The sequence below is a fragment of the Prolixibacteraceae bacterium genome, from assembly GCA_019856515.1.
GTDB classification, from domain to species: Bacteria; Bacteroidota; Bacteroidia; order Bacteroidales; family Prolixibacteraceae; genus Halosquirtibacter; species Halosquirtibacter xylanolyticus.
The window spans coordinates 4,773,106-4,790,924 of the sequence record CP082230.1 but is presented as its reverse complement, the minus strand read 5'-3'; the positions used below and the strand labels follow the sequence as shown (position 1 = coordinate 4,790,924).

Here is a 17,819-nt window from a genome sequence, read left to right as displayed (position 1 = left end):
ATGTAGCTTTGTATAAATTTATCTGCATATGGAAGAGCTGTCAAAAAACAGAATTAAATACATTAAAAGTCTTTCTCAAAAGAAGTATCGAAAGCAAGAAAAACATTATATCGCGGAAGGAGCAAAAATAATTGAAGATCTAATTTTAGCGAATCATCCCATAAAAATAATATACGCTGCACCAGAAGCATATGATAAGCTATTAAATCTATCACAGCGTAAGAATATTACACTTGTAGAGACATCAATAAAATCTATTGAAAAAGCATCTCATTTGACTACCCCTTCTAATGCCATAGCACTCATGGCCATTGAACCAGATGTGTTTTCCATAGATATGCTGCATAACAAAATCACCATTGCATTAGATAATATCCAAGATCCTGGGAATTTAGGAACGATTATCCGCATCGCTGATTGGTTTGGAATTGATAACATCATATGTTCAAAAGATACCGTCGACGTCTATAACAATAAGGTGATACAGTCTACAATGGGAGCTATCGCTCGTGTTAAAGTATACTATGATGATCTACACCACATCATCGACCAAGCGACCCAGAACAATATCAATATATTTGGAACCTTCCTAGATGGAAAAAACATCTACTCAGAAGAACTTCCTAAGCAAGGTATTGTCGTAATGGGAAATGAGGGGAAAGGTATTTCTGAGTCTATTGAATCTCTTGTCACAAATAAAATAACCATCCCTTCTTTTAGACAAGAGAAAGGCTCTGAATCATTGAATGTGGCAATGGCCACATCAATCATATGCTCCGAATTTATGAGACGATAAATTCACATATAAAGGTGTGATCTTCTAAATTAAAGCAATTATTCCATTTGGAACAATTGCTTTAATTTAATTCCTTAACCACGCACTTCCGAAAACTATTGAAAAGGCGAAAGAGTCACTACTCCAGGCAAAATCAATACCCATATTCATTCCAAATTTTCTTGCTATTCTATATCTAAAACCAAAACCACCACTTACAACAATATCATCTTCAAAAAACGATGAAGAGGTACCCCAAGCATCTCCAACACCAGCAAATGCAACACCCGACCACCTCTTATAGATAGGAAATTGATATTCCGTTTCCACTTCAAACACTTGCTCGTCTTGATATCTCATTAACCCAACACCTCTCAGAGTAACAAAAGGCTCCATATAGAATGGAACACCTGAAAATGCCACATCATATTCTCCTCTCAGTCCGATAATATTCTTTCTATTGATCGGAATATATCCAAACATGTAACTATAAAGTCTTGAATAGTTATTGTCTGCTCCCAACCATGTTCCACTGTACTGATAATTAATCTCTCCTTTTATTCCTTTTGTAGGAGAAAAAAAGTTATTCCTTGTATCATAAGAAAACACAACACCTAACTCACTAACGGTGGACTTATAATCCTCCTTTATAAGATCAAAAGAGGGGCTAAACTTGGAATCATTATTCACAAAGACATACCGAGCACCAACAAAGAATGGAGAATCTGATATCCTATATGATAAATCAGAAAGAACAGCCCATGCTTGCATATTAAGCATCACCTTATATTGTTGTAAAAGATCCGTAAAGCCTCTTCCATAAAATCGAAGATTAACATCAGTATATCCAGCAAAACCAGTAAATCGTAAACGATCCTTTTTCCACGACTGCATATGATAGACCCCAGCCAACCATGTTCCATTCTCTGTACCTCCACCCATAACACCCGTTATGGTAGGAAAACCTTTACTCTCAGCAAATGAACTATGTATAAATAAAACAGAACCATATCCACCATAACCCACTGCAGGGTTAGTTATAATACCAGGAATAACGATAAATCCTTTTTTCGTTGCCAAAAAATCACTCACATCAAAGGCTCCGTCCAATGAATCCTTAAAACTAACTCTATGGCTCGCCTTCACTGTATCTTTTGGACACATTCCAGACAAAGAGAAAGAAGAGACCACCAGTAGTATCAATACGATATATTTCATGCTAATATGGTATAAATAAGAAAAATACGATTGTATGTTAAACATATCACTCATTAATATTGTTTAAATAGATGAAACGTAATAACCAACATATCAAATACTGTATTATGATCTCAAAAACAACCCGTGTCATTCCCCTAATGACATCTCTTTTCATCGCTATATTTTTCAGCTGTTCAAGTGACAATTATAAATTTGATGACATTGACATCAAAGACATAAATACAAATGTGGCAGCTCCGGTAGCCTATGGCAAGTTTACTTTGTGGGATTTTATTGAAGGTAATGATTCAGAAAACATCATTAAAAAAGATGACGGGACATTATGGTTTACCTATTCTGAAAATGATGTTATTGAATATAACTTACAGGAGCTTTACGGCTTCCCTCAACAAATGTCTATCGGAGATTTTAATATCAATATTCCTGCTATTCCAAACCCTACAGGCTTACCAATACCGATACCCCCTTTAGCATTAAATAAAAAGGTAGCGATCATTACATCTACGGTGGAAAATAGCACACTAAAACTTTTTGAGGCCAATATAAAGAGTGGTTCATTAAATGTAGCTATAACCAATCCGATGTTAGATCTTGATGCAAACCTTAAAGTTCGGTTTAAAGATGCAAGTAAATCAACGGGAGGTGTTATCACTCCTTTAGAATTTGACATCATTGCAATCCCAGGGACTAACAGTTATCAACTTCCGATCAACAATGCTACATTAAACTTTGAAAATGAATTAAACAAAGACCAATTAACCATAGAGCTTCTATTATCGTTTGACGGAAATATTAATAGCTCACTAGATGCAACCTCATTTGCCACATCAATTTCGATTACAGATCTCGACTTTGGATACATCAAAACCGATTTAGGTAGTCATGATATCGATTTTGACAAACAAGTGTTCGATATTGACATAGACGCATTAGATGAAATCGGATCAGGAATTCTATTTACAAACCCAACAATAACTCTTACCACAAAAACGAATATCGTGGCAGACTGTTATATCTCGCCATTAATAGAGGGAGTAGATAATGATATGACAAAAATAGATCTCAATGCCCCCTCATATATGATCCCAACACCTGATAGATCTTCGATAGATCCAACAAATTTTAAAGTAGGAAATTATATCGTCAATAAGGACAATTCGAATATAGTGAATTTCATGGGGCTTCCTCCAAGCAGACAGATCACATTTGAAGGACATGTCTCAATTAATAAAGATCTTAATGGTACTGTTATCTCAGTAACTAAAGAGAATCCTAATATTATCTTTCCTAACAGTGCTTTCTCTGCTAATTTTAAGATGGAAACGCCATTCCAATTCAAGGCACAAAATCTATCATACAGTGATACCATTGATCTATCGGATGAAATTGAATATATCAATAACGCCTCACTAATTTTAAAATATGAACACGAAATTCCGTTTGAAATCGCTGCAATACTTCAGCCTTATAGTAGTCAATCAAAACAGAATATTGGGGCTCCAATCTCATTTCCACCAATAATAAGTGCAAAAGTAGATGAATCAGGACACCCTATTGAGATAGTAAAAGGAGACTCAACTCTTAAGCTAACTGAGACTGATATTGAAAATATAAATCTTACTGATCAAATAATCATTAAACTAATGATTGACACAAAAGATGACGACAAAGCTTTTTTGAATGGTAATCAAACTATCAATATTGAATTGGCAGTAGACGCCAACGCTACTATCGAAAACTAACCAACGAAACACATCTATTATGAGATTTAATATTTTCAGAACGGCAGCTGTCTTATTACTGTTGTTCACACTCAAAACATTCGGTCAGAATACAACACTATATGATCTATATGGGCCAAACTCAATGGAGATCAACCCAGCTCACAAACTAAGAGACAGATCGACATATTTCACGTTACCAGTACTAAATTACACCGACTTTCAATTTACAACGGGACGATTAAACTACAACGACATCACTTCAACTGAAGATGGAAAAACTGTAGTTGATACTGAAAAAATACACCGTAAATTAGACCGTAAAAATACCATTGGCTTATTTACGGAGATTGGACTGCTTGGTGTCGGAATTAAAAACAATAAAGACTACTATAGTATCCAAATTAAAGAGAAAGCTTTGGGACATATTCGCTTTGGCAATGGGGTAACCGACCTTATTCTAAATGGGACATCTACAGTCGACATTAATGGAGTTGTTTCTCGATTCAATAATATAAACACGGGAGAAATTGACCTCAACATGCTTCACTATAGAGAAATCGCTTTAGGGTACGATCGAATTATCAATGATAAATTCACAATAGGTATTCGAGGTAAAATACTCTTTGGCATGGCAGGAATTGAGACGAATGGAGTAAGCTTAAGAACTCAGTCCAAAGATCTCTCGTCTATTGAAATCTACACTGCTGGTCAAATTAATGTTTCGGCCCCTATCGACTTCACAATGGCAACAGATAGTAATGGAGATGAATATATTGAGGATCTAGATACTAATTTTGATCAAGACTACTTTAGTAATTTTGACAACCTTGGCTTTGGTCTAGACATTGGTATAGAGTACCAACACAACGAAGAGTGGTTGTTTGGTTTAAGTGTGATTGATCTTGGTGTGATAGGTTTTAAAAACAACACACAGATCTATCAACAGAGCCACTATTCTTTCAAAGGGGTAGATATCTCAAATAGTGTAAACGATAACCAACCAGGATACAAAGAGTTAGAAGATCAATCGGATGCATTAATGGATGAAATTGAACAGGCTTTTAGAATTAAAAAGAAAGCCGATAAATTCAACATGACTCTTCCTACAAAAATATATATCACCTCAAGTTATACCCCAGAAAAATGGTTCACTGCAGGATTTCTAAGCAAATATGAATCCTTCAACGATTTCTCTGAAACACTTGTTCAGCTTTCAGGAACGATTAGAAGTAATGTATTTGAACTTACTTCCAATTATTCTTGGTCGAACACATCCGGTAGTCAAGTTGGTCTTGGACTCTCAGTTAAAGCAGGAATTGTCCACTTCTATGCTGCTACAGATAACATAATTGCATACAGTAATCCCAAAAATGGAAGTTTCGCTTCTATCCGTCTTGGATTAAACTTCATTCTAGATTAACAGATCGGGTAGATGGCTGGAAGATATTTAATCTTCCAGTACACCTCCCACACCACCGTACGTACGGGTCTCGTATACGGCGACTCCCTAAATCACGACTTTACTTTCTGATAATAATCACTTAGCGTAATATAGCCTGCCTTCTCCAAATTCTTATTCGTTATAGTCGTTTGTAGAATTGGACTCTTTGAAATGAAATGCGCCAATACTTTTTCCTCGTATTAGCATATTCATACGCTTTGCTCTTCAAAACTCCGATCAAATATGCCGCATGAAATAATGATAATTCGCCATCGGGTTAACACTTACCTTTTCGTAGTTCTGTTATTAAAACTTTTCGATGAAGTCTGAGATAATCTTTTAAGGATTCCACTTGCATCTCATCAACTCCATGACTCCCTTTATTACGATAAACCTGTAAATAAGCCTTATTTAGGTTATCTGATTCTAGGACACGTTCTAATAAATTATCTGTTGTAATGGTCGTTTCCATAATGGCTTCAGTTATCCCATTGAAAGTGTGCGCTCTTGAGTTATTCTCGAGTTCCGCTCTACCTTCACTTAAGTAGCTATCTTCCGATATTTTCTGCATTGATCCCTTCATTAGGTAACAGTCTGTATTATGTACAATTTAAGATTCAGTCCTTCCTGTAAAGTGGGTACAGTACTATGACCTCGGCTGACTTCTCACAGTTAACTTTTTTTGAATGGACAGGAAAAAAATACACTGTATCCATCTGTGAGACCTCCCATGGTAAGGAAATTAACTTTCACTCCATCTATCCGCCACATCTACGGTATAAACTCCGTGTAGAATTCGGACTTCACTTTGTTTGGCAAGCTTATCCAGTTATATACCGCCTAATGAGATTCGTATACCTCGGATCAGAGTTTTGCATACGGCTTCCTTCAGGTTATACCTCACGATAAGCACCCTTGCCTTCTGCTAGGTGGTTGGCTCTACAAACCTCCACTACGGACTTGCACCGATTAGTTAATTTACATGCATGGCACACCAAAAGTAAGGAGAAATATCATCTTAATATTTCTCCTTAAATATATGTTTGAAATGAATTTACAACATGACTTAATTTGTATGGTCTACATGTGACCGACCAACAAAGAAAAGACAAAAGCCATTTAATACAAATGCCAATATTATAATCAAATTTCCATATTCCCAACCTTGATTAACCAAAACCTTCCCTATCAAAGCAGTTAAACCACCGGTAATCATTGCAATATTAGCACTCCCTTTTGGTTTCATTTTTGAAAACAAAGCAATAACCATTGGCAATACAAATGCTCCAGAATAAAACGAAAGTGATGTCAATAGAATAGATATAATAGAGCTAATTTTCAAGGCAATTAAAACAGAGAAGACACCCAAGACAAGAACCAGTACTCTAGTCACATACAACATTCGATCCTTCCGTCTGTCTTTAAAATCCATTAGAATAATTGATGCCGACAGTAACGTAGTATCTGCAGAAGACAACACTGCACTCAACAAAGCCAATGAACAGATCGCAAACATCACGGTAGATGTATTAAACTTCAAAAACTCCATGAAATTTATTCCTTTGCTATTCATTGGAAGATCTAACCCATTGATATACATTCCAACATAACATAAAGCAATCGAAAAAGGAATAAGCATCAATGCTACATTACGAACCGATTTTTTCCCAATGGAAGCAGACGATGCCGAAAAAATACGGCTATATATATCTGGACCGACAAGAAAAGTCGTAGAGTAAGTTAATAATAGAATTACCAAATCGGAGATCTTAAAGGTCTGATTGAACGGAAAACTCTCAGACAACGTTGAAAATGGCACACTTGTATCCTTCACAAACAATGAGATAGCCAAAATAAAAATGCCAAAATATATTAAGAATGCCTGAAGTTTATCGGTTTTTAATATTGAAATCTGACCTCCTAATACGGTATACACAATCAAAATAACCCCTGCGACGATAACAGCAAACTCATAACCGATCCCTAGAAGTGTGACTAATATTTTTGCAGCACCAACCAACTGAGCCGCGACTATTCCTACCCAAGCAATAGGAATAATGATCGAAGAGATCTTCTTTGCACTCTCCCCATAAAAACGACCAAATAGTTGTGGCAAGGTAAACTTATCATGAGAATATATAGCTTCTGCTTTAGGCACCAAAAACCACAGACCCAAAGAGGCTGAGAACAAAAACCACATAGCTGCCCACCCCTGTGACACTGTTAAGTTCAATGTTCCTAATATGGCTGAACTGCCCACGACAGTAGCGAGTAAACTACCCGTTATATCTAATTCGGATCCACTTCTTCCAGCAATAATAAAATCTTTTGAATCTTTCACCTGCTTATTTGACTTTAAAGCCAACACTAAAAGAGCTGCAAAGTATATTATTACAATAATTGTAATTGTCATATTTCAATGAATATAAAGTTATAAGTTATCCAAAAATAATAACAATCTACATAAAATAGTAATCACATCGATGATTACTGTTTTAATGCATGAATTTTAAATAAGTGATGTTTAAACCAATCAATTTATAACCATTCTCGGGGCACAAAGCATTCAAATCACCTCCATTAATCTATATTATTCACCCATATACGACAAAAGATAGTACAGGCTTGGAGATTCATTGACCTCATTTATTAGAAATAAAGTCTCATGCGATCATACATAAATCATAGTAAATTACAACTCCTCATATTTTAGGAGGATACCCAATAATTCAATCAGAACAACCTATCACGATGAAGTTTGTCACACCATTTACATATAACTCCTTCTATAAAGAGACTTGAGTAAACAACCTTAAAATAGTAAATCACCTAATGATATCCACGACATCTATTACTCCCGACTCAACTTGTTGTTTCTATTAAATAATAAATGTTAATTAATATTTTGCTTTGCATTTTTATAATGATATATTTGTAACACTTGAAAATAAAGAAGTGGTCGTCTTTCATTTCAAGTATTTGAGGTTAAATAATTTTTGTTGGTGGAAAAGCAAGGATGTTATCATCCTTGCTTACTTTTTTTCAGTACACGGCATAAAAAATACACTATAATCGAGTTACAGTGTATTTCTTTCTTTACAATACTTCTTTATCATTGAAGCATAGTAGCTTTCTATACCAGATATATTCAAAAATGACAGGTTAATTATTGTGTATGTATTCTGTTTAGACAAAATGAAAAACGGAAAAATAACCTTTCCAATATTGACATCTTAAACAATATTCTATCCCAATATCATACGCAAAAACACCCATCACCTAAATATTGTATTTGGTATGAATTAATAGTTATATGCTTTTTGTTCAAAATAACTTTGAGGATGTAGACAAGTTGGACATGCTTTAGGAGCATTTTTACCAATATGCACATGACCACAATGACGACAAACCCAAACAGTTTCTTCCTCTCTTGCAAAAACCTCTTCTTTCTCAAGGCGCTCAATCAGCTTTCTATAACGCTTCTCGTGCTCTACCTCAACCTTTGCAACATTTCTAAAACAAGCAGCAATAGTATTAAATCCCTCTTTTTCTGCAATATCTGCAAAAGTTGGATATAATTCAGTCCACTCTTCATTCTCACCAGCAGCAGCTTCGTAAAGGTTCTGTACTGTAGTGCCAATGATTCCAGCAGGATAAGCAGCAGTTATCTCAACCTCACCACCCTCTAGGAATGAGAAAAAACGTTTTGCATGAACTTCTTCATTACCAGCAGTCTCATCAAAAATAGCAGCAATCTGTTCATATCCATCTTTACGTGCTTGCTTTGCAAAGAAAGTATATCGAGTTCTAGCTTGAGACTCACCTGCGAATGCTTTTAACAAGTTCTTTTCTGTTTCGGTTCCTTTAATACTTTTCATAACTCTTTATTTAATTCAAAAACATTATATGGGAAGTTATATCAGAAGAACACGAATCCCAAGCAATTAGTTGTAATAGATTCTAATTTATAATCGTTCAAAAAAGTGAGGAGAATCACCCCATTCATTATAGCCTACACTTTTATCAACCATCGACAAACGAGCATCCAAACACCCCTTACACTCCCAAGCTTCTTCATCAACACAAGGCTTATTTGGATAGAGCTGATAATCAACCCTAGACTGCTTTGGAGTAACATTAGGCATGATGATATTTGCACCAGCCTTAACGGCCATCTCTCGCCCCATAGGATCTATAGCCTGTAAAGATGTCGCTGCAGCAATATTAATATTTGGCATTAACCACCTCAATGCTGAAATCATTCTTAAAGCCAAGGTATATCGTGATTTCAAATCTTCGTTCGTCTCATTCTTATTATAGAATGGTGTATTGGGGTGAGAAATAAAAGGTCCCATTCCAATCATATCGACATCAATAGACTGAAAAAACAGGAGATCTTCGACTAGATCCTCCACCGTTTGAGACGGGCCTCCGATAAGAACACCAGTACCCACTTGATAGCCCACTTCTCGAAGAGTTCTTAATGTTTCAATACGCTTATCATAGTCATGTAGACAGTTATTAGGGTGCCATTTTCGATACAGTTCACGATTAGATGTTTCAATCCTTAATAGGTAACGATGAGCCCCCAATTCAAACCACTTTTGAAGCGTTGCTTTAGATTGTTCTCCCAAGGACAATGTAACACCTAGTTTTCCGTCATATTTTTGTTTTATCTCTTTTAATATCGAAGAGATATAGTCAACAAAAGCCTTATCACACCTCTCTCCTGCTTGAATAACAATAGAACCATAATGTTGATCATACGATATATCCACAGCAGACATAACATCATCCAAAGACAATTGATAGCGATGGGCTGTAGAATTTGTTCGCCTGATGCCACAATAATAGCAATCTTTTACACAGATATTAGATAACTCTATTAACCCTCTGAAATAGACCTTATCTCCCACGTGCTGTTGAACCAATGCTTCCACTTCTGGTAAGAATTGATTATACTGTTCATGATTCATTGTTAAGCATTCATGTAAAAAACGCCTTGTCTTATCGTAATGAAGCTGTTCCATTATCTATGTCTCTATAAAGATGTGCTACAAAAATAGAGCATTACTATAGGATTGAAAAATAGATTGGTAAAAATATGACGTATACTCTGTTATTTCCTCTCATTGACAATACACAAAACAAGAATATGTCTATTTATACTCTTTAAAAGAGAAAAATCATCACTTTGTATTTGAAAAAAACTATTTTTGTTGGCTATTTGAAGAGGATAAAATGAAGAAAAAGGTTGTAGTAGGTTTATCAGGCGGAGTAGATTCAAGTGTAGCAGCTCATCTACTCAAACAAGATGGTTATGATGTCATTGGTGTATTCATGATCAATTACAAAGATACCGTTGGTACCTTAACAAGTAGTTGTACTTGGGAGGACGATGTGGAGTTTGCATCTATGATTGCGAACAAGCTTGACATCCCTTTCCATGTGGTGGATCTTTCCGAACACTATAAAGAACGTGTCATCGATTATATGTTCAGTGAATACGAAGCTGGTAGAACACCGAATCCGGATGTTCTATGTAATCGTGAAATGAAGTTTGATGTGTTCATGGATAAAGCACTTGAACTAGGAGCTGACTATGTAGCAACGGGACATTATTGCCAGAAATCAACCATCACTATTGATGGCAAAGAGTACTCCCAACTTATTGCTGGAGAAGATCAAAATAAGGACCAAAGCTATTTCTTATGTCAACTTTCTCAAGATCAACTAAATAAAACTTTATTCCCGATAGGCCATCTAGAAAAGCCTAAGGTAAGAGAGATTGCTCGTGAAGCAAAGCTTATTACTGCAGAGCGTAAGGACTCTCAAGGGATATGCTTTGTTGGGAAAGTAGATCTTCCAACATTTCTTCAACAAAAACTAGAGCCTAAAAAAGGCAATGTCATTGAAATACCAAACGACTTTACAGCAAAGAAACGTGACTTCCCTCTTGATAAGGATCACTATTCGAAACACTGTTTTGCATATCCATACAAACCATGGAATGGAAAAGTTGTTGGGGAACATAATGGGGCTCATTTTTATACTATTGGCCAAAGAAAAGGATTAAACATTGGTGGGTACAAAGAACCATTGTTTATTATTGGTACTGATGTAAAGCGTAATATCGTCTATGTTGGTGAAGGTAAAAAACATGCAGGGCTTTACCGTCAAGGATTGTTTATCGAACATACGGACATGCATTGGATACGTCCTGACATGAAACTAGAAATTGGTCAACAAAAAGAGATGGATTTTAGAATTCGGTATCGTCAACCTCTCGAGAAAGCAACAATGTATATTGAAGAGGATGGAGTCTATGTTCTATTTGAAAACCCTCAACGCGGTATCACTGCAGGACAATTTGCTGCATGGTACGTCAACAATGAATTAATTGGTTCAGGAACTATTAAATAACAGATAGTGTAGCTTATCAATAACATTTTTTTGAACTCTTTATATTGAATTTTGTTCATAACACAAAGGACTAAAAGCTCTTTGTATCAACTTAAGTGAAACTCAATTTAATATAAACGTTCATGAAAAAAATTATTATTTGCCTACTACTATCAACGTTTGGATATTTTCAACTTGCGGGACAAGAAATAAAACCTCAAGAAGATAAATATCCTTATAAACTTCCAATATGGGGAGATAAAGCTTACGAACGTGGATATAAACTTCAACTACCTTTTGGTATTGGTGTAAACTACGTGTATAATGAGATGTATCTTGACATTTCAGAATTTGGAATGTCAATTAATGGTGTGGATATGTCTCCTTGGTTAAACAAGGAGACCTTAGGATTTCAACAAACAGTAGCAACATCTAATGGTATTAATTTTCGTTTAGACGGATGGATTCTACCATTTCTAAATGTATACGGTTTGTTTTCTCAAGTATCAGGATCCACATCTGTAAAGTTGGCACCAAATCTAGGAGGAATCCAATTCCCCGAGTTTGGTTCTGATGTCGATTTTGACGCATCGGCTTATGGATTAGGAGCAACATTGGTCTATGGCTACAAGAACTATTTCATCTCTTGGGACATCAACCATAGTTGGACTGAAACAGAACTTTTGACAAAACAAGTTGGAGTGTTAACTAGTTCTGCTCGTTTGGGTAGGGCATTTAACATGAAAAAAGACAGAAGGTTGGCTTTCTACGTTGGAATGATGTATAGAAATTTCACCAAAGCAGAAGGGAATTCTGGTAGTATTAAATTTAACGAAGCATTGCCTGGGATAGATGAAGCATACACAAACTGGTATGACGGTCTTACCCCTTTACAGCAACGCACTTTAGATAAAGTATACGACTCAATGGAAAAGGCCGTATACGACAAAACGGGACAAGAAATAAGCCTAGGGAATGGAGAGATCTTAACAGGTGATGTTGGTTATTTCATCAAAAAAGATCTTGTACAAACAATGTCCATACAGTTTGGAGGACAATTTGAGTTCAATAAACATTGGGCATTGAGGGGAGAATTTGGAATTGCAGACGAGCTTAAGTTTATACTATTTGGTATGAACTACCGTTTTGGCTTTTAATCATAAAGCGTAAAAACGAGGACAAGGACTGCTCACTTTAGAAAGAATATCATCTATTTGAGCAGTTCTTGTTATATCTATATTTAACTATTAAGAATGAAAGTAAGAAAACTACTAATGACAATTGCGTTGTTGTGGGGGGGGATATCCACGGCACAAGACAACTTTAAGATTCCATTTGACAGAATCACATTGAAACTGGATGGACGTATTGATTACCAAAACACCGATGGAAAATTGAATGGTGAGGATATCAATACCCAAGGATTTCAGACTTCTAAAATGGTCTTCCAAACAGACATCGATCTTTACAAAGGACTCCATTTCTTTTACAGACAACAGTTTAAGAGATACAACGATGCTCCAACTGATGGTCTTGGAAAACAGATTGAAAAGTTAGGTATCTCTTATGAGCGTAATGTTTGGAAAATTACTGTCGGTAAACAGTGGTTTAATATTGGCTCATATGAACAGTACTACGATCCTAACGATGTCTACACCTATTCAGGAGCCAACTGTATTGCTCCAGCATGGAAAACAGGTATAAACATTGCCTACAACGTCAACAACCAACAAATTGGATTTCAAGTAGTAAATGGTTCTGAAGTAAAAGGTCAGAACGATTTATACTACAACATCTACTGGTACGGTAATATTGGAAATGGTTTTATTATTCCAATGATGAACGTAGCAACAGATATGGAAAGTGGCAACATGGGGTATATTTCTGAAATCGGTGCCAGATGGAATTTTGGATCTATTAAACTAGATACTGATTTTATATACATTAGTGATCTAAAAGGAACATCGGCATCTAATGATGACACTTACTACTCGATTCCTATCCAGTTAAAGTATGAAGGAAAACATTTCCAGCCAGGTGTAAAATACATCTACAATAACAGAGATGACAATGGGGTGTCTAACATTACAAAAAAATCAGAATACCATCAAGATGTTGAAGGTTACACAATCGAAGGATTCTTAAACTATTACCCATTCGAAGGTAAAGATTTTAATATCCATGCGGTAGCAACTTACGATAAACTTGAAACAATCGATACTAGACCAAATGAACCTAAAGATCTAAGTTCTTTACGATTGATGGTAGGTATTCGTTTCGGATTCGATATTTTCGGAAAGAAAAACTAAAACACCACTATCTACAATATACAAAGCGGCAGTTCATAAGAACTGCCGCTTTTATTTTATCTATATCCTCTTTAATGAAGATATAATAACCTTCTAACTACTCCAGGATCTTATCGTAACAGACAAAAGCAGTTTCAGTCTTTGCAAAATAGACCTGACCACAATACCCATATCCTAGACGTTCAAACAGACGCTGTGCAGGCTTATTTAATATATTTGTATCAATACGCATATACGAGTCACCAGATGCCTTAGAAAGACTTTCAGCCTTCAGAAAAAGCGACTCTGCAATACGCCTTCCTTTGTATGCTTCCGATATCGCAATACGATGTATTCCCCAATAGGCTCCACTATGATTCCAAACGAGTGTATCATATTCGGGAGTATGATCCTTATTGATTGCAGCAACACCAGCGACAGCATTGTCTAGTTCAGCAACCCACAATTCACCGTTCTCAATATCTTTAACAAAAACATCTTTGGAAGGATAATCCTCACTCCATTGGAAATTCCCTTTTGAGTTCATATAAGCCACAGCAGCCTTCACAATTATTGCAATGGCATCTAAATCATCTAAGGTGGCTCTTCTTACCAATACGTTTATTTTTTCCATACAAAGATGTATTTTGATTTAAGACACTAATATACTCGAGATTTCTTTCTATCCAAAACAAAATTCAATCCCATTCGATATGAACTATGGATAGAATAACCCGTACCCATTAAAGGCAAAATATTATCTACTGCAGTATATAAATGAACCACACCTAACTTTAGATTTAATCCCAATCCAAGTCCTGAACGGCTCGCACTATTCCAAGCATATTGTGCCGCAAAATCAATCCATCGGCTATGAAATTTAGTACCAACATACAATCCATTATCAATATAACCTTGAAAAGTACGATGACGCAACATCATAGATGCTTCAAACCACTTTACAGGAGTATAAGCACCATTCATGTAAACCTGAAGCGGTAGTGTTTGAGAAAATGATTCTGCTTTCTCATGCAGCTTCACTCGACTTTTTGCATGTTCAACCAACTCATCAACGGCATCAGAAAAAGAGACATAGTTTGCATGATCTTTATTGATACTACTTGAAACATCAATTCCTTCATATCGATAATGGCTATCCGTGTAAACTTGCTTCAAATTCTTTTTATATTTGATCGAACCTAAATCAGTAATACTCAATCCCACAGCCCATTTATCTGAAGGTCTAAACTCCATACCAAGATCTAATGCCACACCGAAGTTACCCATCTCTGTCAGATAGGATGCACTTAAATTGGTATTATAATTCTTGATATTGGGAATCCCATTCTCATCTGTGGTGACATCAAATGACACAGGAGCAGAGATGTTTGCCTTTCCGTAAGCAGACAATTCCATCGCATCCAAATTCGTTGATTTTACATCAATTCTCATCCCATTGGTTGATATAGCCGACATACCAAAAAGCAGTTTCAAACGAACACCAAAACTAAAGCGATCATTAATAGACCTATCATACCCCAAAGCATATTCGCGATAATGCATCATATCCATAAAAAGACTACCAGTTGAAGCATCTCTATACTTCATAGTTCCATTAGGGGCAGTCTCTATAGCAACACCATTGATCATCAAACCAAGAACATCATTACTATACTGCATCTGACCAACAATCTTCTCTTTCACAGAAAAACTATAATAGTCCTTCCCATTCGCAATACCTAGCCCTAAAATTCCCAATTCAACACCAAGGTTAAAGGCATTATCTTTACTCAAATTAGAGAAAAGTCTATTGTAATCAAGCACGACTGAAGTACCTGTAGATGTCACAGATTGCTGAAAAATATCATCATATGAAAGGCCTCCAGCATTCACTCGGATCTCCTGGTAATTCAACACTGGAAGTGTAAAATAGGATGGCCTATTCTTCACATTATGTGCTGGATTGATCTCCATAGATACAGAAGGTGAAACATTATAAAGCACACTCTTCTGTGCCAACAACTGTAAAGAACTAAATCCCAATACAGTAACTAATAAAAACTTATATATAGAGTGCATAAAACTAGTTATTTTCATTATATACGACATTTGCAGAGGCTGCAATTCGAAGGTTAATAAAATCATCGGCATTTAATTTCACCACCTTATTATCTGGGGTATTGGCTTTCACATTTAAAATCAATGCATCCGAATTCTGTATATTCTCTATATCACTTGCCGTCAACCCAATCTTCTCGACCCCTTTTAATACAGATACCGGAAGACCCGAATTATCTACTTTAGGAGACTTTAAGATATTCATCTTTATTGGTGTTCCAACCAGTTGTTTCTTCTCCAAATGAACGGGTTGTAATTCAAGATCTAACTCCAAAGGAATTCTATTCTCATAGCTAATATAGAGATGGGTATCATGAACAAACGAGATATCACCCAAAGAGACCTCTATCGTATCCGTAAATGAGATATTCTTTGCTGAAAACGACAATGGCACCTCCATCAATAGATCTGCACTAAACGAACTTGTTGGGGTAATTAAATTTGGAGAAGTACTTGTAGTCGTTAAAGCAGTTCCATCAGAAGCGTAATTCACTTTCACACTTCCTCCAATAGACACCTTTTTCGAAGGAGGCAAGGAGAAAAATTCCACCAAATTAGTGTTCTTTTTATCCAATCGATAAACACCATTTGCCACATCATTATAATTCGACACACTTGGACAGGTTACACTCATTACAGGAACCGTCAAGTCTAACTTCGTTCCATCATTATTCTCCCCACTTATCTCAGGAGTCATGATAGTTGGAATAATAAAACCACATTTCGTCTCCAACTGGAAAACAGGTGCAGCAAATTGGATCCCCTCTCCTAGCTTATCCAACATCGGCATATTGATCTCCACATCCGTAGTTGGAATATCAATCGTTTGGTGTCCAATATTCCCTTTAAAATAGTCAAACTGAAGGTTATTCATCGACATCGAGAAGTCAATAGTCGATTTCGCAACCTTACCTTTCACAGTAGAAGGAAATTCAATTCGATAAGTTACTGACATTTCTGGGTTATCCCCATTAGCGGCAAAATCAAATAGAGCCCCTGACAGATCTACAGAATATATATTTGATCCCGTTTCTAAAGGCACACGAAAAGTCAATACTCCCGCTCCAACCTTATCTGGATAAGTACAATTATTCAAACGTATCTCAAGGTTTACCCCACTCAATGCACTTCTATTATCTACAGTGATAGCTAATTTTCCACTTGCCACTTTCACACTATAGACATTCAATTCCGTATTCGTCGTTTCAGAAATATTAACCGTATGTGAATTGGTATATTCGATAGGAGGAATCGTTCCTATTAAACTAAGAATCGAAAGATCCATTGCTGGAATATCCAATTGGTCTCCTCCGATAGGTATAGAAGATGGAAATTGGAAATAATCATTAAGCTTATATTGAATAACATCATTTTGTCTGTAAACAAACTTAATCTCTCCAGAACTATCTTTTACTAGATAGTCTTTTGAGATATTTCCAATAAGATCCCAGACTTTAAAAGACCCCTTAGCAAGAGGAGCGGCTAACTTTGCTTCCGTCTTCTTCACCTCAAGGTTATCAAACTTATAATCCTGAATGCCACAGCCCCACAGGGACGCAAACAGAAATATGGCAACACATAATTTAGACATTGTTGTTGATAGTTGCTTCATCTTATATTACATAAAATTAATACTGAGCCACAAATATAATAGATTATGTTATTTAATTATCTTATAACTCATTAACCAATAAAAACAAATAACATTATTAATCCACCCATAAGTTTCCAACAGAAACAACGATAACTAGAACCACACAAAACATCTATTCTCCCCCAAATGGGGATATCTGGATGGAACAATCCAAACACGACAAAACCACAAAACATAAATAGAGCATTGTTAATAT

At 36.0% G+C, this 17,819-nt stretch carries 14 protein-coding genes; 6 read left to right on the top strand and 8 right to left on the bottom strand.

Going from position 1 to position 17,819, the window contains the following annotated elements:
• Positions 1–28: 28 nt before the first annotated feature.
• A complete protein-coding gene (locus K5X82_17545) occupies positions 29–796 on the top strand; it encodes an RNA methyltransferase (protein ID QZT37017.1) in 768 nt (255 codons plus the stop codon).
• Positions 797–862: 66 nt separating this feature from the next.
• On the opposite strand, the gene K5X82_17540 is transcribed toward K5X82_17545, so the two are convergent.
• Positions 863–1,993, bottom strand: a complete 1,131-nt coding sequence (locus K5X82_17540) for an outer membrane protein assembly factor (protein QZT37016.1) — start codon at positions 1,991–1,993, stop codon at positions 863–865.
• Between the two features lie 71 nt (positions 1,994–2,064).
• Here K5X82_17540 and K5X82_17535 point away from each other — a divergent pair, with 71 nt between their 5' ends.
• Positions 2,065–3,738 carry a hypothetical protein gene (locus tag K5X82_17535; protein ID QZT37015.1) on the top strand — a complete coding sequence of 558 codons (1,674 nt, stop codon included), beginning with the start codon at positions 2,065–2,067 and terminating at the stop codon, positions 3,736–3,738.
• A gap of 19 nt (positions 3,739–3,757) precedes the next feature.
• Complete coding sequence (locus tag K5X82_17530) at positions 3,758–5,140, top strand: DUF5723 family protein (protein QZT37014.1); 1,383 nt, start codon at positions 3,758–3,760, stop codon at positions 5,138–5,140.
• Positions 5,141–5,438: 298 nt separating this feature from the next.
• Here the strand turns inward: K5X82_17530 and K5X82_17525 are convergent, their stop codons facing one another.
• The 4 genes from K5X82_17525 to hydE all read right to left on the bottom strand — a co-directional run bounded on the left by K5X82_17525 (position 5,439) and on the right by hydE (position 10,191).
• Entirely contained in the window at positions 5,439–5,732 is a 294-nt protein-coding gene (locus K5X82_17525; protein QZT37013.1) for a hypothetical protein, read from the bottom strand.
• A 495-nt stretch (positions 5,733–6,227) separates the two neighbouring features.
• Complete coding sequence (locus K5X82_17520) at positions 6,228–7,574, bottom strand: sodium:solute symporter family protein (protein ID QZT37012.1); 1,347 nt, start codon at positions 7,572–7,574, stop codon at positions 6,228–6,230.
• An 889-nt stretch (positions 7,575–8,463) separates the two neighbouring features.
• The gene (locus tag K5X82_17515) at positions 8,464–9,039 is read right to left on the bottom strand and encodes a rubrerythrin family protein (protein ID QZT37011.1); all 576 of its coding nucleotides are present in this window, start codon (positions 9,037–9,039) and stop codon (positions 8,464–8,466) included.
• A gap of 87 nt (positions 9,040–9,126) precedes the next feature.
• Positions 9,127–10,191 carry a [FeFe] hydrogenase H-cluster radical SAM maturase HydE gene (gene hydE / locus K5X82_17510; GenBank protein QZT37010.1) on the bottom strand — a complete coding sequence of 355 codons (1,065 nt, stop codon included), beginning with the start codon at positions 10,189–10,191 and terminating at the stop codon, positions 9,127–9,129.
• A 211-nt stretch (positions 10,192–10,402) separates the two neighbouring features.
• On the opposite strand from hydE, the gene mnmA reads away from it, so the two are divergent.
• The 3 genes from mnmA (at position 10,403) to K5X82_17495 (ending at position 13,872) form a co-directional block, all read left to right on the top strand.
• Positions 10,403–11,584: a tRNA 2-thiouridine(34) synthase MnmA gene (gene mnmA / locus K5X82_17505; GenBank protein QZT37009.1), complete on the top strand. Its 1,182-nt coding sequence runs from the start codon at positions 10,403–10,405 to the stop codon at positions 11,582–11,584.
• A 122-nt stretch (positions 11,585–11,706) separates the two neighbouring features.
• On the top strand, positions 11,707–12,720 hold the full coding sequence (locus K5X82_17500; protein ID QZT37008.1) for a hypothetical protein: 1,014 nt from the start codon (positions 11,707–11,709) through the stop codon (positions 12,718–12,720).
• Between the two features lie 96 nt (positions 12,721–12,816).
• Positions 12,817–13,872, top strand: coding sequence for a hypothetical protein (locus tag K5X82_17495; GenBank protein ID QZT37007.1), 1,056 nt, complete (start codon positions 12,817–12,819; stop codon positions 13,870–13,872).
• 97 nt (positions 13,873–13,969) lie between these two features.
• On the opposite strand, the gene K5X82_17490 is transcribed toward K5X82_17495, so the two are convergent.
• From K5X82_17490 to K5X82_17480, 3 genes are read right to left on the bottom strand one after another with little or no spacing between them, the layout of a single operon-like run.
• Positions 13,970–14,485, bottom strand: coding sequence for a GNAT family N-acetyltransferase (locus K5X82_17490; GenBank protein QZT37006.1), 516 nt, complete (start codon positions 14,483–14,485; stop codon positions 13,970–13,972).
• Between the two features lie 26 nt (positions 14,486–14,511).
• Positions 14,512–15,948: a DUF5723 family protein gene (locus K5X82_17485; GenBank protein QZT37005.1), complete on the bottom strand. Its 1,437-nt coding sequence runs from the start codon at positions 15,946–15,948 to the stop codon at positions 14,512–14,514.
• A complete protein-coding gene (locus K5X82_17480) occupies positions 15,935–17,581 on the bottom strand; it encodes a hypothetical protein (protein QZT37004.1) in 1,647 nt (548 codons plus the stop codon). Before K5X82_17480 ends, K5X82_17485 begins: the two co-directional genes overlap by 14 nt.
• Positions 17,582–17,819: the final 238 nt, after the last annotated feature.